Here is a 21,788-nt window from a genome sequence, read left to right on the forward strand (position 1 = left end):
CACCAGCCTCCTGCTCCTTCAGCACCGCAATAATCTGCTCTTCGGTAAATCTCTGCTTCTTCATTCGTCCGTCCTTTGATGGGCCGGACTCTAATCAATTCTGGAGGAAATCCTCAGTGGCAGGTCACTCGTTCACAAAGTCCTTTAAAAATCTGAAGAAGACAGTTCCCTTGGAACCGGGCATCCTCAAGGTCACTGGCTTCCTCGCCACGGTCGACAAGCCTTCCAAGCTCAAAATCACTGGCACCGAAGAGCGCGCCACGCTAGATCTGTTCGTCAACGGCCGTCTGCGGGAGAAAAACGTCATCCGCCACATGCCGACACAGCGCATTGTCGAAAACTATCTTTATGGCCAGATACACTTCGATGCCCTAGACCGACCGGATGCCGACCCGTTCACCAGCAGCCGCGAAGGCATAATCGAAGACGACGCTCAATTCGCGTTGCTGAAAAAGGATCTAAAGGAACTTCTTCAGAAGGTCATTGACCAATGGGACGAGTTGCGGCTTGAGCGCGGGGAAGACGGCGATGACGAAAATCCCCGCAAAAGCAAGAAAGAGCGTAAAGCGCTCGACATGTACAACATCGCCAAAAGCGACTACCAGGCGGCCGGCGGCGCTAAGGCAACCAAAGACAAAGTAGATACCTGGCTCAATCAGCTGCAGAACGACGCCGCATACAACTTGCAATCTTATGTCGATTGCTTTCTCTCGGAAAACCTCGTCAGGAAGTACATTGAAGACAAAGGATTGAAGCTTTCGACCGGCGTATCCAGTGACGCCACCAAATGGAAAAAGCGCGAAGACGATACCAAGGGAGAAGCCAACATCAGTTTCGAAATACGCGCCGCTCCAAGCACGTTATCTTATCTCGATATGGACGCACTGGCAGTAACTGCCGAGGGCAGTAAAACGACCAATGGAAAGCAGTCACTCTGGTCAGATGCCGTGCAATACAAGCCCGCACGCAACGCAGTTGGTCACACCGGGCTACTGAGTCCCGTTGCGAAAACACATCTGAACACCACTCACGAAAACATCAAAGCGCGGCTTCGCGCGCTGTTATCTAAGCCTTGACTCAATGCTTTACTCCGGCACGTCGGGCGACGGGTTCCTTCCTAAACGCGAAAACGTCCGACGGGAGCCGGCGCGCCCGAACTGCCGGTTCCGCACGGATCTGCAGGAACGCTGCCCGCAGACCGCCACGGAGCGCGGACCGCGGCCGGTTCGTAGCCGTTCGGCCGTCGTCCTGTTCCCGGCTAGGGCGCACAATGAGGGCATTGATTTTCGGTCCCCGATGCGCCGTGCTTTCGCGGCCGGGCCCGGACACCGATCCGCCGTGGCTTGCGGTCAACGGCCTAGTCCTCGCCGGGCCACTTCGTGCGCGTATCCAATCGGCCCTGACGGTCCGGCGCTTGAGTCGCGACCCAGTCGGTGGGAGAATCTCGATGGCGGCCACAGCTCCCGTATCGCGCTGGAAGTGGCCTGCAGGAAGCAGTTGGATACGGCCGATGACCTCGTTAGACCAGTTCACGCCGCCGATTTGGGCGTTTTGGCCGTCCCGCCGGGTGTCCAGAGCGAACTTGGAATCAATGGCTGGGGCGCCTGGATTCGAACCAGGGATGACGGTACCAAAAACCGTTGCCTTACCGCTTGGCGACGCCCCAACAGAGCTTTCGGCGGAAACCGTCTGCTCAAATCGACGCCTGATTAGCAAAGCTCTCCGTCCGTCACAATGACTAAGTTGCGCCTCAAGCAGATTTGTGCGCGCGCGGGGCGGTGGGCCGTGCTAGGAATTGGCGGTGTCATCGGCCTCGAGATCATTGCCTTCATGGACAGTCCCGCATTCGACCTTGCTTTCGAGCCGGCCTATGGGCGGGCCGTGCCGGTGGCGCCGGGGGTCGAGCGGATCACGGCTGAGAATCCCGGGCCTTTCACCTTTCACGGCACCAACAGCTATATCGTCGGCACTTCCTCGGTCGCGGTCATCGATCCCGGTCCGGAGGACGAGGCGCATTATCTAGCGCTGATGGCAGCACTTGCCGGCCGCGAGGTGACGCATATCTTCGTCAGCCACACCCATCGCGACCACTCGCCGCTGGCCCGCCGGCTGCGGGCGGCAACCGGGGCGGTGACCGTGGGCCAGGGGCCGCACCGGCCGGCAAGGCCATTGCGCGCCGGCGAGATCAATCCGTTTGCTGAAAGTTCGGATATGGCCTTCGTGCCGGATATCGCCATCGGCAACGGCAAGAGAATTGCGGGTGATGGCTGGGTGCTCTCCGGCGTGCCGACACCGGGGCACACGGCCAATCATGCCGCCTTTGCGCTCGATGGCCGCGATATCCTATTCTCAGGCGATCATGTCATGGCCTGGTCGACCTCGATCGTCGCACCGCCGGATGGCTCGATGGCCGATTACATGGCCTCGCTCGACCGGCTGATCGCCCGCGAGGACGCCCTGCTGCTGCCCGGCCATGGCGGGCCGGTTGTGGAGCCGGCCACATTCCTCAAGGCGCTGAAGGCGCACCGGCTGGGGCGCGAGCAGGCGATCCTCACCCGCATCCGGGCGGGCGACCAGGGGATCACCGAGATGGTGAAGGCGATCTACAGCGATACCGATCCGAAGCTTTATGGGGCGGCCGCACTTTCCGTGCTCGCCCATATCGAGGATCTCTTCGAGCGCGGCGAGATTGCCGCGGATGGGCCGCCTTCGCTTGCCGCCCACTACCGGCCGGCACCAGGGAGATGAGCCAGCAGATGCCAGCCGCTTACAGCTATCGCGACGATGCCGATGTGCCCGCTTTTGCCGATGACCGGCCGCTGATCGTCTTTGATGGCGAATGCGTGTTCTGCTCCGGCTGGGTGAAATTCGCGCTGAAACACGACAAGCAGCGGCGATACCGGTTCCTCGCCGCCCAGACGCCGCTCGGCGCCGCACTCTACCGGCATTACGGGCTGGATGCGCGCGATTACGAGACCAATATCTTCATCGAAGACGGCCGCGCCTTCTTCAAATCCGACGGCTCGATCCGCATGGTGGCCGGCCTCGGTTTTCCCTATTCGGTGATCAGGCTGTTCCGGCTGCTGCCGCGCCGCATGGCCGACAGGCTTTATGAATTCATCGCCCGCAACCGGCTGAAGATCGCCGGCCGGCAAAGCTGCATGGTGCCGACGCCGGAGCAGCGCAGCCGCTTCATCGCATGAGTGGCGACAGGCTTTCGCTGCTGATCATCGGCGGCTACGGCACGTTTGGCGGGCGACTGGCGCGGCTGCTTGGCGATGAACCGCGGCTCCGGCTGCTGATCGCCGGGCGGTCGCTCGAGAAGGCCGACGATTTCGTCGCCGATCTCAGATCCCCGAAGGATGGATCCGAGGGCTTGGGAAGCAGCAATCTGGGGGCCAGCCTGCAGGCCGTGCGCTTCGATCGCGATGGGGATCTGGCAGAGCAGTTGACGCGACTGCGGCCGGATCTCGTCGTCGATGCCTCCGGGCCGTTTCAGACGTTTGGTGAGGATGCCTACAAGGTGGTGCAGGCCTGCATCGGCCTCGGCATCGATTATGCCGATATCGCCGACAGCACCAGCTTCGTCGCCGGTATTGGCGGGCTCGATGCCGCGGCCAGGGCGAAGGGCATCTTCGCACTGTCGGGGCTGAGCAGCCTTCCCGCGCTCTCCTTCGCCGCGCTCGATGTCATGGCGCCGCAGTTTGCCCGGATTGATCGGGTGGCGGCGGGCATTGCCCCGTCGGCGCATGTGAAGATCGGGCTCAATGTCGTCAGGGCGATCGCGAGTTATGCCGGCAAGCCGGTGTCGCTGCGGCGCGATGGGCGGCCTTCGAGCGGGCTTGGGCTGATTGAAGCGATGCGGGTGACGGTGGCGCCGCCGGGTGTGGTGCCGCTGCGCAGCCGCAAATTCCTGCTGGTGGATGCGCCGGATCTGGCGCTGCTGCCGGCGCGCCTGCCCGGCCTGCAATCGAGCTTCACCGGGGTCGGAACCGAGCCGCAGCCGCTGCAGCGCTTGCTCAGCCTCGCCGCCCGGCTGGTTCGGCTGCGGATGCTGCCGTCGCTGCTGCCGTTTGCGCCGCTGCTGCAGCGCGCCAGCCACGCCTTGGCGATCGGCGACCATCGCGGCGGCATGTTCGTGCGCGTCAGCGGCGTTGATAGTGGCGGCAAGAGCCTGGCCTGCGGCTGGCATCTGATTGCCGCGAGTGATGACGGGCCGTTCATTCCGATCACCGGCGTCGCGGCGCTCGTCCGCCGGCTGCTCAAGGGCATCCGGCCGGAAAACGGCGCGCGGCCGGCGACAGGGGAATTGCAGCTTGCCGATTTCGAAGCGGAATTCCGGCGGTTTTCGATCACGACGGGGATCAGGGTTGAGAGCGAGGCCGCCTGCCTGCCGCTCTACCACAGGATTCTCGGCAGCGCCTTCGAACGGCTGCCGCCGGCGATTGCCGAGATGCACTCCGCCGGGCCTGCCGGCGGCGCACGCGTCGCCTCCGGCCGGGCGCGGACCGAGCGCGGCCGCGGCTTTCTGGCCGGCATCGTCGCGCGGCTGATCGGCTTTCCCGCAGCGGGTGAGGATGTGCCGGTGACGGTGCGTTTTACCGCCGATGGGGAGAAGGAGATCTGGACGCGGGATTTCGAGGATAAGAGCTTCCGCAGCCTGCAGCTCGAAGGAAAAGGCCGCGACCGGCATCTGCTTGCCGAAGTCTTCGGGCCGTTCCGAGTGCTGGTGGCGCTGGTGCAGGAGGGGAATAAGTTACGGCTGGTGGTGCGGGGTTGGCGGTTTTTTGGGGTTCCGCTGCCACTGTTTCTCGCGCCGGGTGGGGAGACTTATGAGGAGGAGCGTGAGGGGCGGTTCCACTTTCACGTGGAGATCGGCGGGCGGCTGACCGGGCTGGTGGTGCGGTATACGGGGTGGTTGGTGGTGGCGTGAGGGCGTTCTTCCTCACCGGAGCCGGCCTGCCGTGTGAGCCCCCCTCTGCCCTGCCGGGCATCTCCCCCACAGGTGGGGAGATCAGCTGGGCTCGCTGGCTTCCCCAAACAACTGGTGTCACAGCCCGGCGAAACGGCGGAGGGACGGAAAGTTTTCGCCACTTGCCAATCTCCCCACCTGTGGGGGGTCCGAAGGACGGGCGAGACCCGCGGCTCGCCCCGGGCCCGGCAGGGCAGAGGGGGGTTGCCACGGCACGCCCTCTCCTCCGTCATTACTGTGACCTCAGAGCTTTGGCCGAGGGATACAGGGATGAGGGTAGCTTGGTTGGGTGTGATACCGCAGCGACGTCGAGTTTGTGGCACCGTAAGGGCGTTGCGTTTGCCGCACCCTATCCCGGCCCTTCGCTTTGGGCTCAGGGCGTTCGCCGCTGCAATCGATTCGCCGGATCGATTGCTGCCGCCTCTGGCGGCACCGCGGCTCACCCACCCGCAATCCCCAACAGCTCGGAATCCAGCGCCTTCAGATAATCGCCGGCGATGTCGGCGCTGAAGCCGAGGTCGTGTTGGCCGTAGCGGGAGGCGACGCGGATGTCGACGAAGGTGGTTTCGGCCTCTTCGCGCAGCCGGATGAGGATATCGAAGCGCAGGCCGAGGATCAGCGTGCGGTTGGTCGCCTGCAGCGTCACGCCGTTGGCGCCGCGGATCATCCTGGCGACATCGTCGTCATAGGGGCGCGGCGTCGGCACGGGCACGATATCGGGCGCATCGGCGACAGCGGCATCGTCGCTCGCCTCAGGCTTTGCCGGTCTGTCCTCCGGGTCGCGGTCCGGCTCGGTGTCGCCGGTGGTCTTGACGATCACAAAGCCGCTGTGCTTGGCGACCTTGCGCACCGCCTCCAGCACGCGGTCGAGCGCGCCCTCATAACGCCGGCCGGTCAGTTCGGGATAGGCTGATATCTGCTTTTCACGATCCTCCGGCATCACCGGATTGCGCTTCAGCCAGATCTGGTCGGCTTTCGGCGGCGACAGCCAGTCCGGCACCGAAACCGGATCGGTGGAGACGTCGTAGATATCAGGCAGGGTCAGATAATGTTCGGTGGCAAAGGCTCCGAGCGCCAGGGGAAAGGCGGCATAGATCAGGGCGGCGAGTGCGGCCAGCCCGCCTTCAGCGCCAGTCGTCCAGAGGCTGCGCAGCCCGACGGCGGCGAGCAGTGCTGCGAGCAGCGCGCCGCCGGCGGCAGCTACCAACAGCAGCACCAGATAGGGGGTGGCGAGGCCGCCGAAGCGATGGGCGATCATCACCGCCAGCGCCAGCACCAGCGAAAACGCCCCAAGCAGCCGCGCAAAGCGGGCGGCGCTGGAAACGGGACGGTCGAAACGGATGGCCATCAAACTTACCGGTTGCTCGTCAGCGCCGCGCCTTCAACCACGCAAATCGCCACATCCCTGTTTAGAGCATGATGCCGAAAAGTGTGAAGCGGTTTTCGGACGACATCGTGCTCTATTTCTTTGATTTAGATCCCGATTCAGATTTTAGGCCAGCCCGGCCTGAAATCATCCGGATCTGGGCAAGATTCGGCTGAATTGAAACTGTTGTCTTGGAATATCAGATGGAATTCGTGAGCCAAGGTCATGGCAAAGATCGCGGCGAAGACGGGGCGATTCCATAAGACCTTGCTGATATGCTAAAAAAGGGCCATTCTGCCGCGGTTTCATCTCCGATTTTAAAGGCAAGGAGAGACGGGATGATTTCAACCGAGACAGCCGCAAGGCCGCAGGCGTCCGCGCTTGCCGGGATCGACCACAGCGAGCCGATGCTGCCGATGGAGCTCGTCGAGCTCGAACTTTCGCTCGAAGGTTATGCCGGCGGCGATGCCGGCTTCTGCGAGGCGGTGCGCCAGGCAGCGCAACGGTCGGGCGGCGAATTGCTGTTCGACCTGCCGGCCGCCGGCCTCGTCGTGGATTGCCGCCGCATCGCCGTGCTGCGCATTCCCGATGACGGCAGCGAGATGCGCGTCGTGCTGGCGCTGCTCGATTATGCCGGCACGGAAATTCGCATGCAGGCGCCCGACGAAGAAACGGCGCATCTGGTGCGTTTCGCCGAAGCCTTTATCGAATTGCTGGAGCGGATTTAGAAGCTCGGAGCATAATGCCGAGTATAGGCTAGCGCCGTTCGGCCGCCGCTTCCGCAACGCTGCGGAAGGGGAACTTGCGGCCGCATTCGCATTTGATCACGAAATTTTCCTGGTGGTTGGAAGGCCGCTGCACGCCAAAACCGCGCGGCAGCCGATCGACCTTGAAATCCGGGTGCTTGCGCTTCGGATCGTCGATCTCCGAAGCTTCGGCAAAGCCCTCATTGCCGCATTGCGGGCAGTTCAGTTTTTTCGAAAATCGGTCGCGGATGGCCATGCTCGTTCCAGTGTTTGCAAGCCCCTCTTACAGAGGAATCTCCGGCTGCGAAAGTGGAACCATAAGCGGGGGATGCCGTTCCTTTTGTTGAAAAGGAGGCGATCATGCCCAATAGAGACCCGATGCCCATCCCGAATGCCGACACCCCACGCGGCCCGACGTCAACCCCCGGCATTCCCGACCCCACCCAGCAAAAGCCGCCGCTGACACCGGTGCAGGACCCGTCCGACACGAAGAACCCCCAGGATCCGCCGCTCAATCCGGCCCTGCTGCCGATCGGGGATCCGGCCGGCGCGGCGTGATTTTGGAGATAGCGTCATCTTCAAGCTCCCTCATTCGTACGCTCTGGCTTTGACCCAGGACAAGAATGGCGAGGGAGAGTTGAAGGCTGCCCCAGCCGATCTCCCCCTTGTGGGGGAGATGTCCGGCAGGACAGAGGGGGGTGCTACTGCCGCTACGAACCACAAAAAGGGTCACGGTCGTCTATCGTTTGGACGCAGCGCGGCTCAAAGAAGCGCACTGAGGACTTGGAACCCCCCTCTGCCCTGCCGGGCATCTCCCCCACAAGGGGAGAGATCGGCAAGTGGCCAGGGCCTCGCGAAACAGAGGCGCTTCTCCCGGGGCGGCAGTCAGACGAAGGGCAAGTTTAGCAATGGCTTGACGACCTCGCCCGATTGCCGTTTCCTCAGGGAAAAGCAAGGAATACCCCGATGCGCATCCGCCTTCTCATCACCATTGCCACCCTCGCCGCCGGCCTGTCCGCCTGCCAGACGATGACGCCGGAGGAGCGGCGGGCGGCGGATGAGCAGCGCTGTTTAAGCTACGGGTTCCGGCGCGGCACGGATGGTTTTGCCACCTGCCTGCAGCGCATCGATCTCGACCGGCGGGCCGAATCGCGGGCGCAAAGTGCCGAGATGATGCAGAGCATGGCCTGGGATCTGAACGGGCCGTATATCTACCGCGATCGCTGGCACCATCATCATTGATCCCAGGCGCCCTAAGGGCTGTCGCGGGCGCTTGCCGGTATCCGGCTATTTCCCCCGGAGGTCTTTCAGACCTCCTGAAATGACCGCCTGCGCCGCCGCCAGTCTGGCGATCGGCACACGGAACGGCGAACAGGAGACATAATCCAGCCCGATCGTTTCGCAGAAGCGGATCGAGGCCGGGTCGCCGCCATGTTCACCGCAGATGCCGAGCTTCATGTCGTTGCGGGTCCGCCGGCCGCGTTCGGCGGCTATGCTGATCAATTCGCCGACACCGTCGAAATCGAGCGAGATGAAGGGATCGTGCTCGATGATGCCCTTGCGCTGATAGGTGGGGATGAAGGCCGAGGCGTCGTCGCGCGAGATGCCGAAGGTGGTCTGGGTCAGGTCGTTGGTGCCGAAGGAGAAGAATTCGGCGGCCTCGGCAATCACATGGGCGCGCAGCGCCGCCCGCGGCAGCTCGATCATCGTGCCGACGAGATAATCGATCTTCATGCCGGCCTCGTTCATCACCTTGCCGGCGACCTCGTCGATGCGTGCCTTGACGTAATCGAGCTCGGTGCGCAGGCCGACCAGCGGCACCATGATCTCCGGCACGACGGCGGCCCCGGTCTCCTTCGCTGCGGCAATCGCCGCCTCGAAGATGGCGCGGGCCTGCATCTCGACGATTTCGGGATAGGAGATCGCCAGCCGGCAGCCGCGATGGCCGAGCATCGGATTGAACTCGTGCAGCGCATCGACGCGCTGGCGCAGCGCAGTCGCCTCCATGCCCATGGCGAAGGCGACTTCGGCGACCTCGTCATCGGTCTTCGGCAGGAATTCGTGCAGCGGCGGATCGAGCAGGCGGATCGTCACCGGCAGGCCGTGCATGACGGTGAACAGGCCGGTGAAATCCAGCCGCTGCATCGGCAGCAGCTTGTCGAGCGCCAGCCGCCTGCCTGTCTCGTCGACGGCAAGGATCATCTCGCGCATGACATGGATGCGCTCGCCCTCGAAGAACATGTGTTCGGTGCGGCAAAGGCCGATGCCCTCGGCGCCGAAGGAGCGGGCGGCGCGCGCATCGGCCGGCGTATCGGCATTGGTGCGCACCGTCATGCGCCTGAGACGGTCGGCCCAGCCCATGATGCGGCCAAAATCGCCCGATAGTTCCGGCTGGATCATCGGCACCTCGCCCTTCAGCACCTGGCCGGCCGAGCCGTCGATGGTGATGATATCGCCCTTCTTCAGGGTGACGCCGATGCCGAGCAGCCGCTCGTTGCGCTGATCGATGCGCATGGTGCCGGCGCCGACGACGCAGGGGATGCCCATGCCGCGGGCAACGACCGCCGCATGGCTGGTCATGCCGCCGCGGGTGGTCAAGATGCCTTCGGCGGCATGCATGCCGTGAATGTCCTCGGGGCTGGTCTCGACCCGGAGCAGAATGACCTTGCGGCCTTCGGCCTCGGCCTCGACGGCCTCTTCGGCGGTGAAGACGATGGCGCCGGTGGCAGCCCCCGGTGATGCCGGAAGCCCGGTGCCGATCACCTGGCGGGTGACGCGCGGATCGATCGTCGGATGCAGCAGCTGGTCGAGGCTTGATGGTTCGATGCGCAGCACCGCCTGCTCCTCGGTAATCACACCCTCATCGACCATGTCGACGGCGATCTTCATTGCCGCCCGGGTCGAGCGCTTGCCGGAGCGGGTCTGCAGCATCCACAGCTTGCCGCGCTCGATGGTGAATTCGATATCCTGCATGTCACGGTAATGGATCTCGAGCTCGGTGCAGATGCGGCAAAGCTCGCGAAACGCCTCCGGCATCAGCTTTTCCATCGAGGGTTTTTCCGAGCCCGAGGAAATCCGCCCCTCCTCGGTGATGCTTTGCGGCGTGCGGATGCCGGCAACGACATCCTCGCCTTGGGCATTGACGAGGAATTCGCCGTAGAGCGCCTTTTCGCCGGTCGAGGGGTTGCGGGTGAAGGCGACACCGGTAGCCGAGGCATTGCCGAGATTGCCGAAGACCATCGCCTGGATGTTGATCGCCGTGCCCCAGCCTCCCGGAATATTGTGAAGCTGGCGATACGTGACGGCGCGCGCATTCATCCAGCTGGAAAAGACCGCGCCCACCGCGCCCCAGAGCTGAAATTCCGGATCCTGCGGAAATTCCTGCTCCAGTTCCTCCTCGATCAGCCGCTTGTAGAGAGAAACGATATGCTGCCACTCGGAGGCGCTGAGTTCGGTATCGGTTTCATGGCCGAGCTTGGCCTTTTCGTCTTCGAGGATCTCCTCGAAGGCGTCGTTGCCGAGACCCATGACGACATCGGCGTACATCTGGATGAAGCGGCGGTAGCTGTCCCAGGCAAACCGCGCGTCGCCGGCATCGTGGCCGAGCGCCTGCACGGTCTCGTCGTTGAGGCCGAGATTGAGCACGGTGTCCATCATCCCCGGCATGGACACACGGGCGCCGGACCGCACCGAAAGCAGCAGCGGCTGGCTGCCGGCGCCGAAGCGGCGGCCGGTGATCGCCTCGATGCCGGATATGCCGGCGCGCACCTCGGCCTTCACACGGTCGTCGATATGGCCGCCGTTCTTGTAATAGGTGTTGCAGGCGTCGCTGACGATCGTCAGGCCGGGCGGAACGGGCAGCCCCAGGGCGCACATTTCCGCAAGATTGGCGCCCTTGCCGCCCAGAATCTCGTGATCGCGCGCCCGGCCCTCAGCCTGCCCGTCGCCGAACGTATAGACCCACTTGGTCATCTTCCCCCCAACACCAAACCGGGATTAGCTTAATCCGTTGGTGTTGAAATGAAAATCGACAAATGCGGCGAAATGTTGCGTTGCACAATAAATCTGCGGCGCGCGCCACAATCGAAACGATTAAAACGGTAAACGCCAGAAAAAGGCACAAAAAAAGCTTTGCGGGACTGCAACAATGTCCCGCAAAGCCTTGTTTCCGTCCGGCCAGGAAAACCGGACGGGGGGTCCCACAAACCCAGGAACGGTTCAGCTTTTTGAAAAAGGAACCGCTCTGACCATCATCTTACGCAACTCCGAGGAAAACAGATCTGTCCTTCCCCTGGAACTGCTCTAACGGCTTCCGGTTCTTGCCCTTGCCCGGAAAACCGCACGCAAATTCGACAACACGCAACGCTTGATTGCTCGCTTTTCAGCTAAGTAATTAGGTTGCGTTGAAACAACTTCTAATGCAAGTCAGCGAAAAGAGCATCACCCAAATGGGGTACAAGCGGCATGAGAGGCGACCTTTTTTGGTGTTTATTCCCAGTTTTCTGATTTCACGCAATTTCTGGGCGCAAAACGGCGTCACGGCTTTGCTGAAATTGCGCCGGCCAGGCTGGAATCATGCTCGGCCCTAAGTGACAACAGGGGGCGCCTGGCTCCGAATGCTGCCAAGCGGTGAGCAGCCGACGCCGACATTTTTGATGCCAGTAAAAGGCGCACAACCAAATTCATTCAATTTTCAATGTTCCCGCCGAGATTGTCTTTCAGAAGATTTGCATTCTTTTGAGCTCAGTATTGCGATGGCCTACGGCACCAACCATTCTTATCCCGCTCCGAACAATGTCGAAGAGCAGCCTGCTCCAGCAGTAATCGACGACGACGCGGTTGCGGCCCTGGACGTGGCAGCTCGCTCACCGAGGATGGATAATGACATCCTGAGTTCGGCGCCGGCTCGCGACATCCGCAGTTCAGCGAGCGAGCTGATCGAAATGCTCGAGGACATCGATCTCCAGAAGATGTTGCGGAAGCAGGGCCTGATCGGTCGGTTCACCGGCGCAGCCGTCGAAGCCCGCCTGGGCTTCGAACTTGCAAGCCACAGGGTCGCCGATGTGTTCCGGCAATTGAGCCGGGCTGCGCAGGCTGGGGGGCGCATAAGGGGAATTCTCGACAGAACGCGACTTGAGCTCATCGACGAACAGGCGCGTCTTGCCGGCGTGATCGGGGACGCCAAGAAGCTGCTCATTTCGCGGTCGAGTGGTTCAGACCTCGCTCTGGTCGCCAGATTTGAGCGGCGTCTTGCCAACATCATGGCGATCGAGGCGGCCAACACGCTGACGATTCAGCAGATCGAGCTGTCTGCCGGTGTGCTTGCTTCACTGCTCGACCGATTCACCGACATTGAAACACTGCTGTTGCCGCTCTGGCAGCGAAATGCGCTGGCGATCATTCATGGCGAAGCAATCACACCGCGCAGTTCCGTCGTGACTGCGTTTCTCGATGCTCACAGCAATCTCATAGGCTTCCTGAAGAAGGTTAGACAAGAATGATGAAAGCAGCATTGCCACTGCACGACGCCTCAAGTGCGGTCGCCAGCGAACATCAGGTGGATCCGGACGTCGCGCGTCTGGCGGCCACCATTGACCTGTTCTCGGCCCTCTCGATCCAGCAATTTGGCCAGGAAGTCGCCGAGCGGTCATCCCAGTATGCCGACGAGATTCTCGGAACGGCACGCGCAACCGACCTCGACGACACCGGAGCTCAGTTGAACGAGATCGTGCTCGCGGCTCAACAGTTCAATCTGTCGTCACTCGATAACTCGACTGGACGAATTCCCATCATCGGCGGCCTTTTCAAGCGGATCGCGCGATCAAAGGAACGTGCCATCGCTCGGTTCGACACCGTCAAAGGGCAGGTAGACAAGCTCGTTGCGCAAATCGAGACAACGGCCCAGACGCTGTCGCGGCGAAATCATGACTATCAGCTCATGTACGAGGGCGTTCGCGTTGAGTATGCAGCACTCGGCAAACATGTCGAGGCCATCGAGATTCGGCTTCACGACATGGAAGACGAGATTGGCCGCCAGAATAATGCATCCGGTGATCTTGCCTCGAGCGAGCACCTCGCCGTCCTCGAAGCAAATCGTCAGCAGCTTTCGAAGCGTGCGGACGATATGCGTGTCCTTCAGCACGCGGCGATGCAGACCCTGCCGATGGTTCGCATCATTCAGGCAAACAATCTCGCGCTCGTCGACAAGTTCCAGACGATCCGCCAGTTAACCTTGCCGGCGTGGAAACGCGCATTCATGCTGGCCCTGACCCTGGACGAGCAGAAAAGCGCCGTCGTCTTGGCAGACACCATCGACAACGCGACGAACGCCATCATGCGCAGGAACGCCGAGTTGCTGCACCAGAATTCGGTGGCGACGGCGAAATCCAACCAGCGCCTCGTCATCGATGTGGAAACGCTCCAGCATGTCCATGATAAAATCCTGCTGACGCTGACCGACGTTCGCGATGTCCATGAGAAGGGTGCGACGGACCGCCGTCAGGCGATCGGCGAGCTGGAACGGCTTCGCAGCGAGATGCTGTCCGGCGTGAAGGCCGCTGGAGCTGCCGGTGGCTGACGCCTCCGCTTTCGGCAGGCGGGCGCTCGGCGCAGCCTCGTCTGCGCCTGCCTCTGGTTCCGCACCAGGAAAACCCGTTCAAACGAGTGATGCAGGACATGCCGGATTGGATCGTCGATCCAATCTTCTGTCGCTTGTTGCCCAGGGATTTGCATTCGTCGCGTTCATGCTGCTCTTTGCAGCGGCATGCATGCGGCCATCCGATCCGACCGATCTGCGGATGTTGGACGGCTCGATCTATGTGCTCGACGGGTTCACCAATGCGTTGGGGCTAACCGGCGTCAAATCAGCGGTTTCCTCAGTTCAGACCGGATCGAGGCCACTTCCCTATCTGGCGCAGTATGTCTCTGCCATCCTGGCATTTGCGACCGCTTTCACAATCATCAAAGGCCGTTGGCTTTTCGCCGGTCTGGTTGTTGCGTTCTTTCTGATACCATGGGGATTGTTCGGCCAGTCACAGGCCCTGGCCCCCTTTGCGCTCGAGATGTTCGCGCTCATTGCCCTGATATTCCACGCTCCACTGTCTCGCCGCACAATCATTGCCGTTGTTGCGGTGAGCGTCTTCGCTACCCCTCTTATCATCGGACTAATGTCCGACCTCTCCGGACATTTCGGCGCCCCGCAGACCTATGTCAAATATAGGGTGATCCGCTCGTCTGAATTACCTGCCGGCGTTTACCAGGCGCAATCGGATGGGAATGACGAAGTTGCAAAAATCGCGCCATACTTCCTGGCGCAAGCGGAGGCCCTTCGTGGCAATGGCGCTGCTGCCGCGACTGCACTCGATACGTTGGAAACAAGCGGCTTCCTTCTCAACAATTTCGACCGCGCCCGTTTTCAGGCGATACGAAACTTTGCGCTCGCCTCCGGCGGCTTTGGTCCGGACGCTCGTGAGAAGTTTAGTGCGGACAATGCGGCTCAATCGCAAAAGGCATATTTGCTGCTTTCGGCAGGGGTGCTGTTTGGAATTGCCGCTCCGCTGACGAATGGGTTCGGTTGGCTGGTCGCCCGTCGGAGCCGAAGGGTTTTCGCGATTGAGCGCGAGTTGGAACATCGCCGAGCCAATCTGCCGGGTGCCTTGAAGCGTGCGGCTGGAGTGTTCGGCGCCAATATCGCCAATAAGCTGGTTCCCCCGCCTTCCGTTGCCAATGGCGAGCGTGCGATTGAAGCCATTGCCTCCCGCGCACGAACCTACCTTCTACTCGTCCTGGGTCTCGTGGCGTTTGCCGCGCTATCCGCTTTTTCAGCCTATTGGGTTTGGCTGCCTGATGCAGCGGAAAACACCGCTTTCCATTTTGTGGCGCTTGCGGGAAATACCGCAGACTACGCGCAGCGAGGCGGAGTTGCCGTCATCGTCGGCGTTGAGGACTGGGCCGCCTGGTCCATCCTGCTCAACTGGCTCAAATATCCGATTCTCGTCGTTGCGATCGTTCTTGCCACGCGCCGATCACGATACCTCGGCGCTCTGACCGTGATGGCTTTCGTTGCATACTTCGTTCTCGAAGATTTTCGATTTGCCCAGCACTCGCGCAGCGAAGCCTTGCCCCAGCAATTCTCGCAGCTTCTGCGTTCAAAACTGGATCAGGCCGCGGACAGATCAAACGTTGCGCCCGGCGACATCCGGGAGCCTGCCACGGAGGGATTGCAGGGGCTGGCCCTCAATCTTCGTGGTTCGATCGCGACCGAAAACAATGCCCCCTCCTCCGTCCCCGAGGCGGACATCAATCCTTCGCTTGCGGCCTATACCCTTGCGCAGCTTGCCTATCTTGAAAGTGATAGCGCCGATGCGGCGCATTTCTTCAATCAGATCAGGGATGTGAAGGATTTGCATCCTGGTGTTCACCGCGAGCGCATCGCGATCATCCGGGATTGGGTCTCGGCCCATGGTCAAACTCCGGACGCGATGGACTGGGGCTATGCCGACCTCCCGGCGCTGGTGCGGCGGTTGGGACGGTGGCTGCTGACGCTTTCCATCGGGAGTCTGGGGCTGGCGGTTCTTGTCACACCCTTGCTTGCAATTGCCGTTGCGCGGCGCAATCGTATCGAAGCACTCATTGAAGAGCGCGGCCGATATCAGCTGTAGATCGAAGAACCGCTTCCATCGCCCGCTAACGACAAACAGAGGGCAAAACCTCAGGCAATCTCGCGCAGGCGCTCGGCGGTCTGCAGGTCGACGGAGACGAGGGTGGAGACGCCCTGCTCGGCCATGGTGACGCCGAAGAGGCGGTTCATGCGGGCCATGGTGATCGGATTGTGGGTGATGATGACGAAGCGGGTTTCGGTGGAGGCCGCCATTTCGTCCATCAGGTTGCAGTAGCGCTCGACATTATGGTCGTCGAGCGGCGCGTCGACTTCGTCGAGCACGCAGATCGGCGCGGGATTGGTCAGGAAGACGGCAAAGATCAGCGCCATCGCCGTCAGTGCCTGTTCGCCGCCGGAGAGTAGCGTCATGGTCTGCGGCTTCTTGCCGGGCGGCCGGGCCAGGATTTCGAGGCCGGCTTCCAGCGGATCGTCGGATTCGATCAGCTGCAGCTCGGCGGTGCCGCCGCCGAAAAGATGGGTGAATAGCCGCTGGAACTGGGCATTGACGATGTCGAAGGCAACGATCAGCCGTTCGCGGCCCTCGCGGTTGAGGCTCTGGATGGCGCCGCGCAGCTTGCGGATCGCATCAATGACGTCGTCGCGTTCCCTGATCAGCGCTTCGAGCTTGTCGCTCAACTCCTTCTGTTCCTCGTCGGCGCGCAGGTTGACAGCGCCGAGCCGCTCGCGCTCGATCCGCAGACGCTCCAGCTCGCGCTCGACCTCGCGCGGGTCGGGAAGCGCCTGCATGGCCGGGCGCCCGGTCAGCTGCAGCGCCTCGTGCGGGGCGACATTCAGGACCTCGCGGATGCGGCTTTCGCCTTCCTGGCGCTTTTCGCGGGCGGAAACCAGCCGTTCCTCGGCGCGGCCGCGGCGTTCCCGGCATTCGGCAAGTTCCGACAGTGCGGTCGTCGCCTTGTGGTCGGCCTCGCGCTGGATGCGTTCGGCCTCGGCCAGCAGATCGCCGGCATTGCGGCGCGCCTCTTCGGCCTTCTGCAATTCGCTCATCAGAGCGCGGCGTTTGTCGTCGAATTCATCCGGCGCCAATTCGAGCTCGGCTGCCTCTTCGCGCGCCTCTTCCTCGCGCTCGCGCAGCGTCGCCACATGATCTTCGCCGCTTGCCGCCCGCTGGCGCCAAGTCTCGCGCTCCTGGCCGATCGCCAGGATGCGGCGCTGGCGGGCCTCGTTTTCCAGGGCGAGGCTTTCATGGCGGGCGCGGCTTTCGGCCAGCGCGCCACGATCGGTCGCTACCTCCGCCTGCTGAAAGCGCAGCCGCTCGTCGATCGCGGTCAGATCGGGCGCGTCCTCCAGCTCGATGCGGGCATTCTCTTCCTGGATGGCGATCTCCTCCAGCTGCGCGCCCAGCTGGCTGACCGCCTCGCTGACGACGTCGCGGCGGCGGATCAGATCGCCGGAAGCGCGCTCGGCGGCAACAAGCGCCTCGCGTGCTTCGGCGAGATGACGGGCCGACAGCCGGCTCATGTCGCGGGCGTCAGCAAGCCGGCGCTCCTCGCCGCGGATCGCATCAGCGGCGGCGGCCTGCCGCTCCTCGGCTTCGGCAAGCACGTCGCGGGCAAGGGCTGCCTCGCCTTCGAGCTCAGCCAGGCGGTTCTTCTGGGCAAGCCGCAGGGCCGCAGCGCTCGGGGCGTCGGCACCGGTGACGTGACCGTCCCAGCGATAGACGGCGCCGTCTTTCGTCACCAGCCGCTGGCCGGGCTGCAGCGCCGCCATCAGGCGCTCGGCATCCCGTTCGGCCACCAGGCCGATTTGGCGCAGGCGGCGGGTCAACGCGGCGGGCGCATTGATATGGCCAAGCAGCGGCGTGACGCCGGATGGCAGTGCCGGGTCGCCGGCGCCATCGCCATTGTCGGACCAATGGGCCGGGGCCTCGGCAGCGAGCGGCGATTCCAGGTCGTCGCCGAGGGCGGCACCGAGTGCAGTTTCGAAGCCGCGATCGACCTTCAGCTCATCGGCAACCGGCGGAAATTTGCCGGCGGCCGCACCGGCGGCAAGCATGCGGGAAATGGTGCGGGCCTCGGTTTCCAGCGCATTGAGGCTCGAGCGGGCCTGATCGACCGGCGCGCGCGCCAGCGCCTCGGTCTGGCGGGCTGCGGTCAGCGCCTGCTCCACCACCTGAACGGCCGCTTCGGCGTCAGCAAGCGCGATTTCGCCGGCCTCGACGATGGCGCGTTTTTCATCCGGGTCAGGCAGGCCGGCAATCTTTTCGCCGATCGTTGAGAATTCGCGGTTGGCCTCATCCATCTGGCGTTCGAGGCGCATCCGCCGGTCGGCGAGATCGCGAATGGCACGCTCCAGCTGGTTGCGGCCGGCGGCGGCCTCGGCGCGCTCGGCGGTCAGCTGGGTGAAGATGCGTTCGCTGTCTCCAAGTTTTGCCGCTGCCGCCTCGAAGGCCTCGCGGGTTTCCTCGGCATAACGGCCGGAATCGGCCAGCACCTCGGAAATCTCGGCCTCTTCGGCATCGAGCCTTGCCAGGATGACGGCATTGTCGGCGACCAGCCGCTCCTCGCGGCGAATATCCTCGCCAAGCTGGGCAAGACGGCGGGTCAGTTCGTCGCGGCGGCGCAGAATGCGGCCGACATCCTCCTCCAGCTGGCTTCGAGCGATCTGCAGGCGCTGCAGGGCGGCGGCAGCGCGGGCCTCACCCTCGCGCAGTTCCGGCAGCTTCAAGCTGGCGATGGCCTGGTTCTTCGCCGCCTCCATCTGGGCCTGCGCCTTTTCGGCGACGACTGATGTCGCCTGGTTCAGCGCGCTGTCGGCCTCGGCCTCGGCCTCCTTGGCCTGCACCCAGCGGATATGCAGCAGCATCGCCTCGCGGGCGCGGATATCGGCAGACAGCGTCTTGAAGCGGTTTGCCTGGCGGGCCTGGCGCTTCAGGCTCTCGATCTGGCTTTCGAGCTGGGAGGTGACGTCGTCTAGTCGCTCGAGATTGCCTTCGGCGGCGCGCAACCGCAATTCGGCCTCGTGGCGGCGCGAATGCAGGCCCGAAATGCCGGCCGCCTCTTCCAGCAGCTGGCGGCGGGCCTGCGGCTTTGCCTGGATCAGCTCGCCGATCCGCCCCTGCCCGACCATCGAGGGCGAACGGGCGCCGGTCGACGCATCGGCAAACAGCAGCTGCACGTCCTTGGCGCGGCTTTCCTTGCCGTTGATGCGATAGAGCGATCCCTGTTCACGCTCGATGCGGCGGGTGACCTGGATCTCGTCGCTGTCGTTGAAGGCGGCAGGCGCGGTGCGCGTTGCATTGTCGAGATAGAGCGCCACTTCGGCGGTGTTGCGGGCCGGGCGGTTTCCCGAGCCCGAAAAGATCACGTCGTCCATGCCGGAGGCGCGCATGTTCTTGTAGGAATTCTCGCCCATCACCCAGCGCAGCGCCTCGACGAGGTTCGATTTTCCGCAGCCATTCGGGCCGACGACGCCGGTCAGCCCGCGCTCGATGATGAATTCCGTCGGCTCGACGAAGGATTTGAAGCCGACCAGGCGCAGCTTGTTGAACTTCATGCAGAAGCTCCGCGGCGCGGGGTGGGCTTGCCACGCAGCCACAAAAAAACGGGCGCACGGCTTTCGCCGTCGCCCGTTATCGTCAAACGGATCGGTTCAGAGCAGACTGTCGATGAGCCCCGACAAGGTTTCAACCGGCATGTCTCCAGAGTAGCGCTTGCCATTGATGAGGAAAGTCGGCGTGGCGTTGACGCCGAAATCCTTGGAACCTCTTTCCCGCACGGCGTTCACTTCATCCAGAAGCTTCTGGTTCGTCAAGCATTTCGTGAAGCTATCCTCAGTAAATCCGGCGAGCTTCGACATCTGCAGCAATGCGGAGCGGCCGTCATCGGCGGCGGCCCAGACCTGCTGCTGCTTGAACAGCATCGAAACCATCGGGAAATACTGCTCCGGCGTGCTCAACTGCTCCGGATTGGCGGGGCTGCAGCGGGCGAGCATGAAGGCGGCGGCGGCACGCGGGTCGAAGGGGAATTCGCGGATGATGAACTGCACCTTGCCGGCATCGACATATTTCTGCTTGATCGCATCGAAGGTGGTGTTGTGGAAATGGGCGCAATGCGGGCAGGTCATCGACATGTATTCGACGATCTTGACGGGGGCGTCGGCCTTACCAAGCGCCATCTCCGGCAGCGGGCCGGGCTTCAGCACTGAGGCCATGTCGACATCGCCATCCGATTGCGGCGTTTCGGCCGGCGATGTCGCCGCCGTCTGGATGGTGTCGACATTGGTGCCGTCGGCCATGGTCTTGCCGGAGGACGAAGCATCGGCAGCGTTCTTGCTGTCGTTGCAGGCGACAAGCGCTGCGGCAGCTGCGGCGATGGCGATCCCACCCAGGAGGCGGCGTTTCGTCAGTTGCATTTCAGACATCTGCATGGGTTCCCCATAAGCAATGAGAGTGACGACGTGACTGTGCGATATAACGGCTGGCGGCCGCTCACAAGCCACGGTTCACCAACTTCCTTCAAAGAATTGTGACCGTGATGGGACCGAGAGCAGTGAAAGATGTGGCGTTGACCATCCAATCAATCAAGTTCGCTTCTCAGATGACGGAAAGCGCCTCTAAGACACCAAGGCAATGAGGGCCGAGACTGGACGTTGGCGGGTCAGCTTCCAGCATTGTCGCCTGTGCCAGATTCCGCGCTCCCATCTTCCAACTCCCCCGCTTCCACCTTACATTGAGACCAGATCCAGAGATGTATCGTTGCTGTCCGGGTAACACCTGGTTCAAAAGCTTGGCACAATTCCATTTCAGTATCCGGTTAAAGGTTGCTTGAAAACGGAAAACCGCTTTTATGAATCGGCGCATGAAAGGAAGACTGCCATGAACGAACCGCTCAGAAATCTAATCGAAGCCGCCAAGAAGGTGCAGCCGTCGCCGAGCGAAATCGAAGTTCAGCGTCGCAGCTTCGCTTATGGGAATACGCATTTCGAAAACGAAATGATCACGCGCGAGATGATCGATCGCGTGGCTGACGAGATGGCTGACAAACAGAAAAATGACTGAAGGCACCCGCCGCCATAGTGTCGCAACGGAAGCGTATCTGATCAAGGACGAGACGGAACGCGCCGAGGCGGAGGCTCGCAATGGCCTTCGCCAGTTCGATGCGGCGCGCGCAATGATCATCGACGCTATAGACAAGGGCGCGAAGTGGAAGCTTCGGCCGTCTTTGCTGCTGGCGCTGCATCGCGAAGCCCTGCAGGGAATCAGCCTCTATGCCGGCAACTTCCGGCCGGCGGATGTGGCGATACAGGGAAGCGAACATAAGCCGCTTGGTGCGCACCGTGTGCCGGAGTTGATCGAAGAGCTTTGCGACTACGTCAACGACAACTGGGATAAAACTGCCGTCCATTTGGCATCATACGTTATGTGGCGGCTGAATTGGATTCATCCCTTCAGCGACGGCAATGGCCGCACCTCCCGGATGGTGTCTTATGTCGTCCTATGCGTGAAACTTCAGCTGCCGCTGCCCGGCATCAAGACGATTCCTGACCAGATCGTCGACAACCGGAAGCCCTATTTCGACGCCCTGGAAGCCGCCGATCGCGCGGTCGAGCGCGGCGACTATGATCTGTCGAAAATGGAAGAGTTGATCGAGGGCATGCTAGCCGCGCAGCTCGCCAGCGTCATGGAAACGGCAACGGGAAAGCACTTCCTTTCGCACGAGTGACAGCGCCCGATGCGCTTTAGCAACGCCGAACAGTTATCGGCAGCAATGGGGCGACATGCATTAGGCGCCACCACCCTCAGCCTTCATCCGCGCGGAATGCAGCCGTTCTAGCCGCTCGAAAACCGTATCGGCATCGATATCCAAACCTGGCTCCTCGATCGCCTGACGGATTTTTCGACGCATGATTTCATCCATCGCATCTTTTTTCCGACCGCCCATAGACAACTATCGTCCCCGCTTGCCCATCACCGCGGTCCCTAAGCGCTGGATCGCCTGGCGCAGCTTGTCGCCCTCTATGCCTTCCATCATGCCTTCGAGCTTGCGGGCGGCTTCGCCTTTCAGCGGTGGCGGGGTGCGGGAGCGG

At 62.4% G+C, this 21,788-nt stretch carries 18 protein-coding genes, 1 tRNA gene and 1 pseudogene; 12 read left to right on the forward strand and 8 right to left on the reverse strand.

Annotation, left to right across the window (positions count from 1 at the left end; genetic code table 11):
* A partial coding sequence (locus GR197_RS30730; protein ID WP_204330483.1) for a hypothetical protein occupies positions 1-1,076 on the forward strand: 1,076 nt, incomplete at its 5' end.
* A gap of 516 nt (positions 1,077-1,592) precedes the next feature.
* Here the strand turns inward: GR197_RS30730 and GR197_RS30735 are convergent.
* A tRNA-Gln gene (locus GR197_RS30735) sits at positions 1,593-1,666 on the reverse strand.
* 164 nt (positions 1,667-1,830) lie between these two features.
* Here GR197_RS30735 and GR197_RS30740 point away from each other — a divergent pair.
* From GR197_RS30740 to GR197_RS30750, 3 genes are read left to right on the forward strand one after another with little or no spacing between them, the layout of a single operon-like run.
* Positions 1,831-2,748 carry an MBL fold metallo-hydrolase gene (locus GR197_RS30740; RefSeq protein WP_164016429.1) on the forward strand — a complete coding sequence of 306 codons (918 nt, stop codon included), beginning with the start codon at positions 1,831-1,833 and terminating at the stop codon, positions 2,746-2,748.
* Between the two features lie 8 nt (positions 2,749-2,756).
* On the forward strand, positions 2,757-3,203 hold the full coding sequence (locus tag GR197_RS30745; protein WP_432444213.1) for a thiol-disulfide oxidoreductase DCC family protein: 447 nt from the start codon (positions 2,757-2,759) through the stop codon (positions 3,201-3,203).
* Complete coding sequence (locus GR197_RS30750; protein WP_164016403.1) at positions 3,200-4,933, forward strand: SDR family oxidoreductase; 1,734 nt, start codon at positions 3,200-3,202, stop codon at positions 4,931-4,933. Before GR197_RS30745 ends, GR197_RS30750 begins: the two co-directional genes overlap by 4 nt.
* Before the next feature lie 478 nt (positions 4,934-5,411).
* On the opposite strand, the gene GR197_RS30755 is transcribed toward GR197_RS30750, so the two are convergent.
* A complete protein-coding gene (locus GR197_RS30755; protein ID WP_164016406.1) occupies positions 5,412-6,320 on the reverse strand; it encodes a DUF1499 domain-containing protein in 909 nt (302 codons plus the stop codon).
* A 356-nt stretch (positions 6,321-6,676) separates the two neighbouring features.
* Between GR197_RS30755 and GR197_RS30760 the strand changes: the two genes are divergently transcribed.
* Positions 6,677-7,066, forward strand: a complete 390-nt coding sequence (locus GR197_RS30760; RefSeq protein ID WP_164016408.1) for a hypothetical protein — start codon at positions 6,677-6,679, stop codon at positions 7,064-7,066.
* Positions 7,067-7,094: 28 nt separating this feature from the next.
* Here GR197_RS30760 and GR197_RS30765 read toward each other — a convergent pair whose 3' ends face one another.
* The gene (locus tag GR197_RS30765) at positions 7,095-7,340 is read right to left on the reverse strand and encodes a hypothetical protein (RefSeq protein ID WP_164016410.1); all 246 of its coding nucleotides are present in this window, start codon (positions 7,338-7,340) and stop codon (positions 7,095-7,097) included.
* Positions 7,341-7,444: 104 nt separating this feature from the next.
* Here GR197_RS30765 and GR197_RS30770 point away from each other — a divergent pair, with 104 nt between their 5' ends.
* Together GR197_RS30770 and GR197_RS30775 are read left to right on the forward strand one after the other, a co-directional pair.
* Complete coding sequence (locus tag GR197_RS30770) at positions 7,445-7,642, forward strand: hypothetical protein (RefSeq protein ID WP_164016411.1); 198 nt, start codon at positions 7,445-7,447, stop codon at positions 7,640-7,642.
* Between the two features lie 408 nt (positions 7,643-8,050).
* Complete coding sequence (locus GR197_RS30775; protein WP_164016413.1) at positions 8,051-8,326, forward strand: hypothetical protein; 276 nt, start codon at positions 8,051-8,053, stop codon at positions 8,324-8,326.
* 45 nt (positions 8,327-8,371) lie between these two features.
* Here the strand turns inward: GR197_RS30775 and ppdK are convergent, their stop codons facing one another.
* Positions 8,372-11,056 (reverse strand): pyruvate, phosphate dikinase, encoded by a 2,685-nt coding sequence (gene ppdK, locus GR197_RS30780; protein WP_164016415.1) that lies wholly within the window; start codon positions 11,054-11,056, stop codon positions 8,372-8,374.
* 644 nt (positions 11,057-11,700) lie between these two features.
* On the opposite strand from ppdK, the gene GR197_RS30785 reads away from it, so the two are divergent.
* The 3 genes from GR197_RS30785 (at position 11,701) to GR197_RS30795 (ending at position 15,744) form a co-directional block, all read left to right on the forward strand.
* Positions 11,701-12,585: a hypothetical protein gene (locus GR197_RS30785; protein WP_246724735.1), complete on the forward strand. Its 885-nt coding sequence runs from the start codon at positions 11,701-11,703 to the stop codon at positions 12,583-12,585.
* The gene (locus tag GR197_RS30790; protein ID WP_164016417.1) at positions 12,582-13,661 is read left to right on the forward strand and encodes a toxic anion resistance protein; all 1,080 of its coding nucleotides are present in this window, start codon (positions 12,582-12,584) and stop codon (positions 13,659-13,661) included. The genes GR197_RS30785 and GR197_RS30790 overlap by 4 nt, the downstream gene beginning before the upstream one ends.
* Positions 13,662-13,767: 106 nt before the next feature.
* Positions 13,768-15,744 (forward strand): hypothetical protein, encoded by a 1,977-nt coding sequence (locus tag GR197_RS30795; protein WP_246724736.1) that lies wholly within the window; start codon positions 13,768-13,770, stop codon positions 15,742-15,744.
* Positions 15,745-15,794: 50 nt separating this feature from the next.
* On the opposite strand, the gene GR197_RS30800 is transcribed toward GR197_RS30795, so the two are convergent.
* Both GR197_RS30800 and GR197_RS30805 read right to left on the reverse strand, forming a co-directional pair.
* A complete protein-coding gene (locus tag GR197_RS30800; RefSeq protein ID WP_164016421.1) occupies positions 15,795-19,256 on the reverse strand; it encodes a chromosome segregation SMC family protein in 3,462 nt (1,153 codons plus the stop codon).
* Positions 19,257-19,352: 96 nt separating this feature from the next.
* The gene (locus GR197_RS30805) at positions 19,353-20,123 is read right to left on the reverse strand and encodes a DsbA family protein (RefSeq protein ID WP_432444214.1); all 771 of its coding nucleotides are present in this window, start codon (positions 20,121-20,123) and stop codon (positions 19,353-19,355) included.
* A 454-nt stretch (positions 20,124-20,577) separates the two neighbouring features.
* On the opposite strand from GR197_RS30805, the gene GR197_RS30810 reads away from it, so the two are divergent.
* The gene (locus GR197_RS30810; RefSeq protein ID WP_164016425.1) at positions 20,578-20,760 is read left to right on the forward strand and encodes a hypothetical protein; all 183 of its coding nucleotides are present in this window, start codon (positions 20,578-20,580) and stop codon (positions 20,758-20,760) included.
* Positions 20,753-21,424 (forward strand): Fic family protein, encoded by a 672-nt coding sequence (locus GR197_RS30815; RefSeq protein WP_164016427.1) that lies wholly within the window; start codon positions 20,753-20,755, stop codon positions 21,422-21,424. Before GR197_RS30810 ends, GR197_RS30815 begins: the two co-directional genes overlap by 8 nt.
* A 60-nt stretch (positions 21,425-21,484) precedes the next feature.
* Here the strand turns inward: GR197_RS30815 and GR197_RS32700 are convergent, their stop codons facing one another.
* Complete coding sequence (locus tag GR197_RS32700; protein ID WP_281409538.1) at positions 21,485-21,607, reverse strand: hypothetical protein; 123 nt, start codon at positions 21,605-21,607, stop codon at positions 21,485-21,487.
* A 42-nt stretch (positions 21,608-21,649) separates the two neighbouring features.
* A pseudogene (locus GR197_RS30825) lies at positions 21,650-21,788 on the reverse strand (DUF721 domain-containing protein); the annotation flags it as partial.

The organism is Rhizobium phaseoli (assembly GCF_010668805.1).
In the GTDB taxonomy this organism is placed as follows: domain Bacteria; phylum Pseudomonadota; class Alphaproteobacteria; order Rhizobiales; family Rhizobiaceae; genus Rhizobium; species Rhizobium phaseoli_A.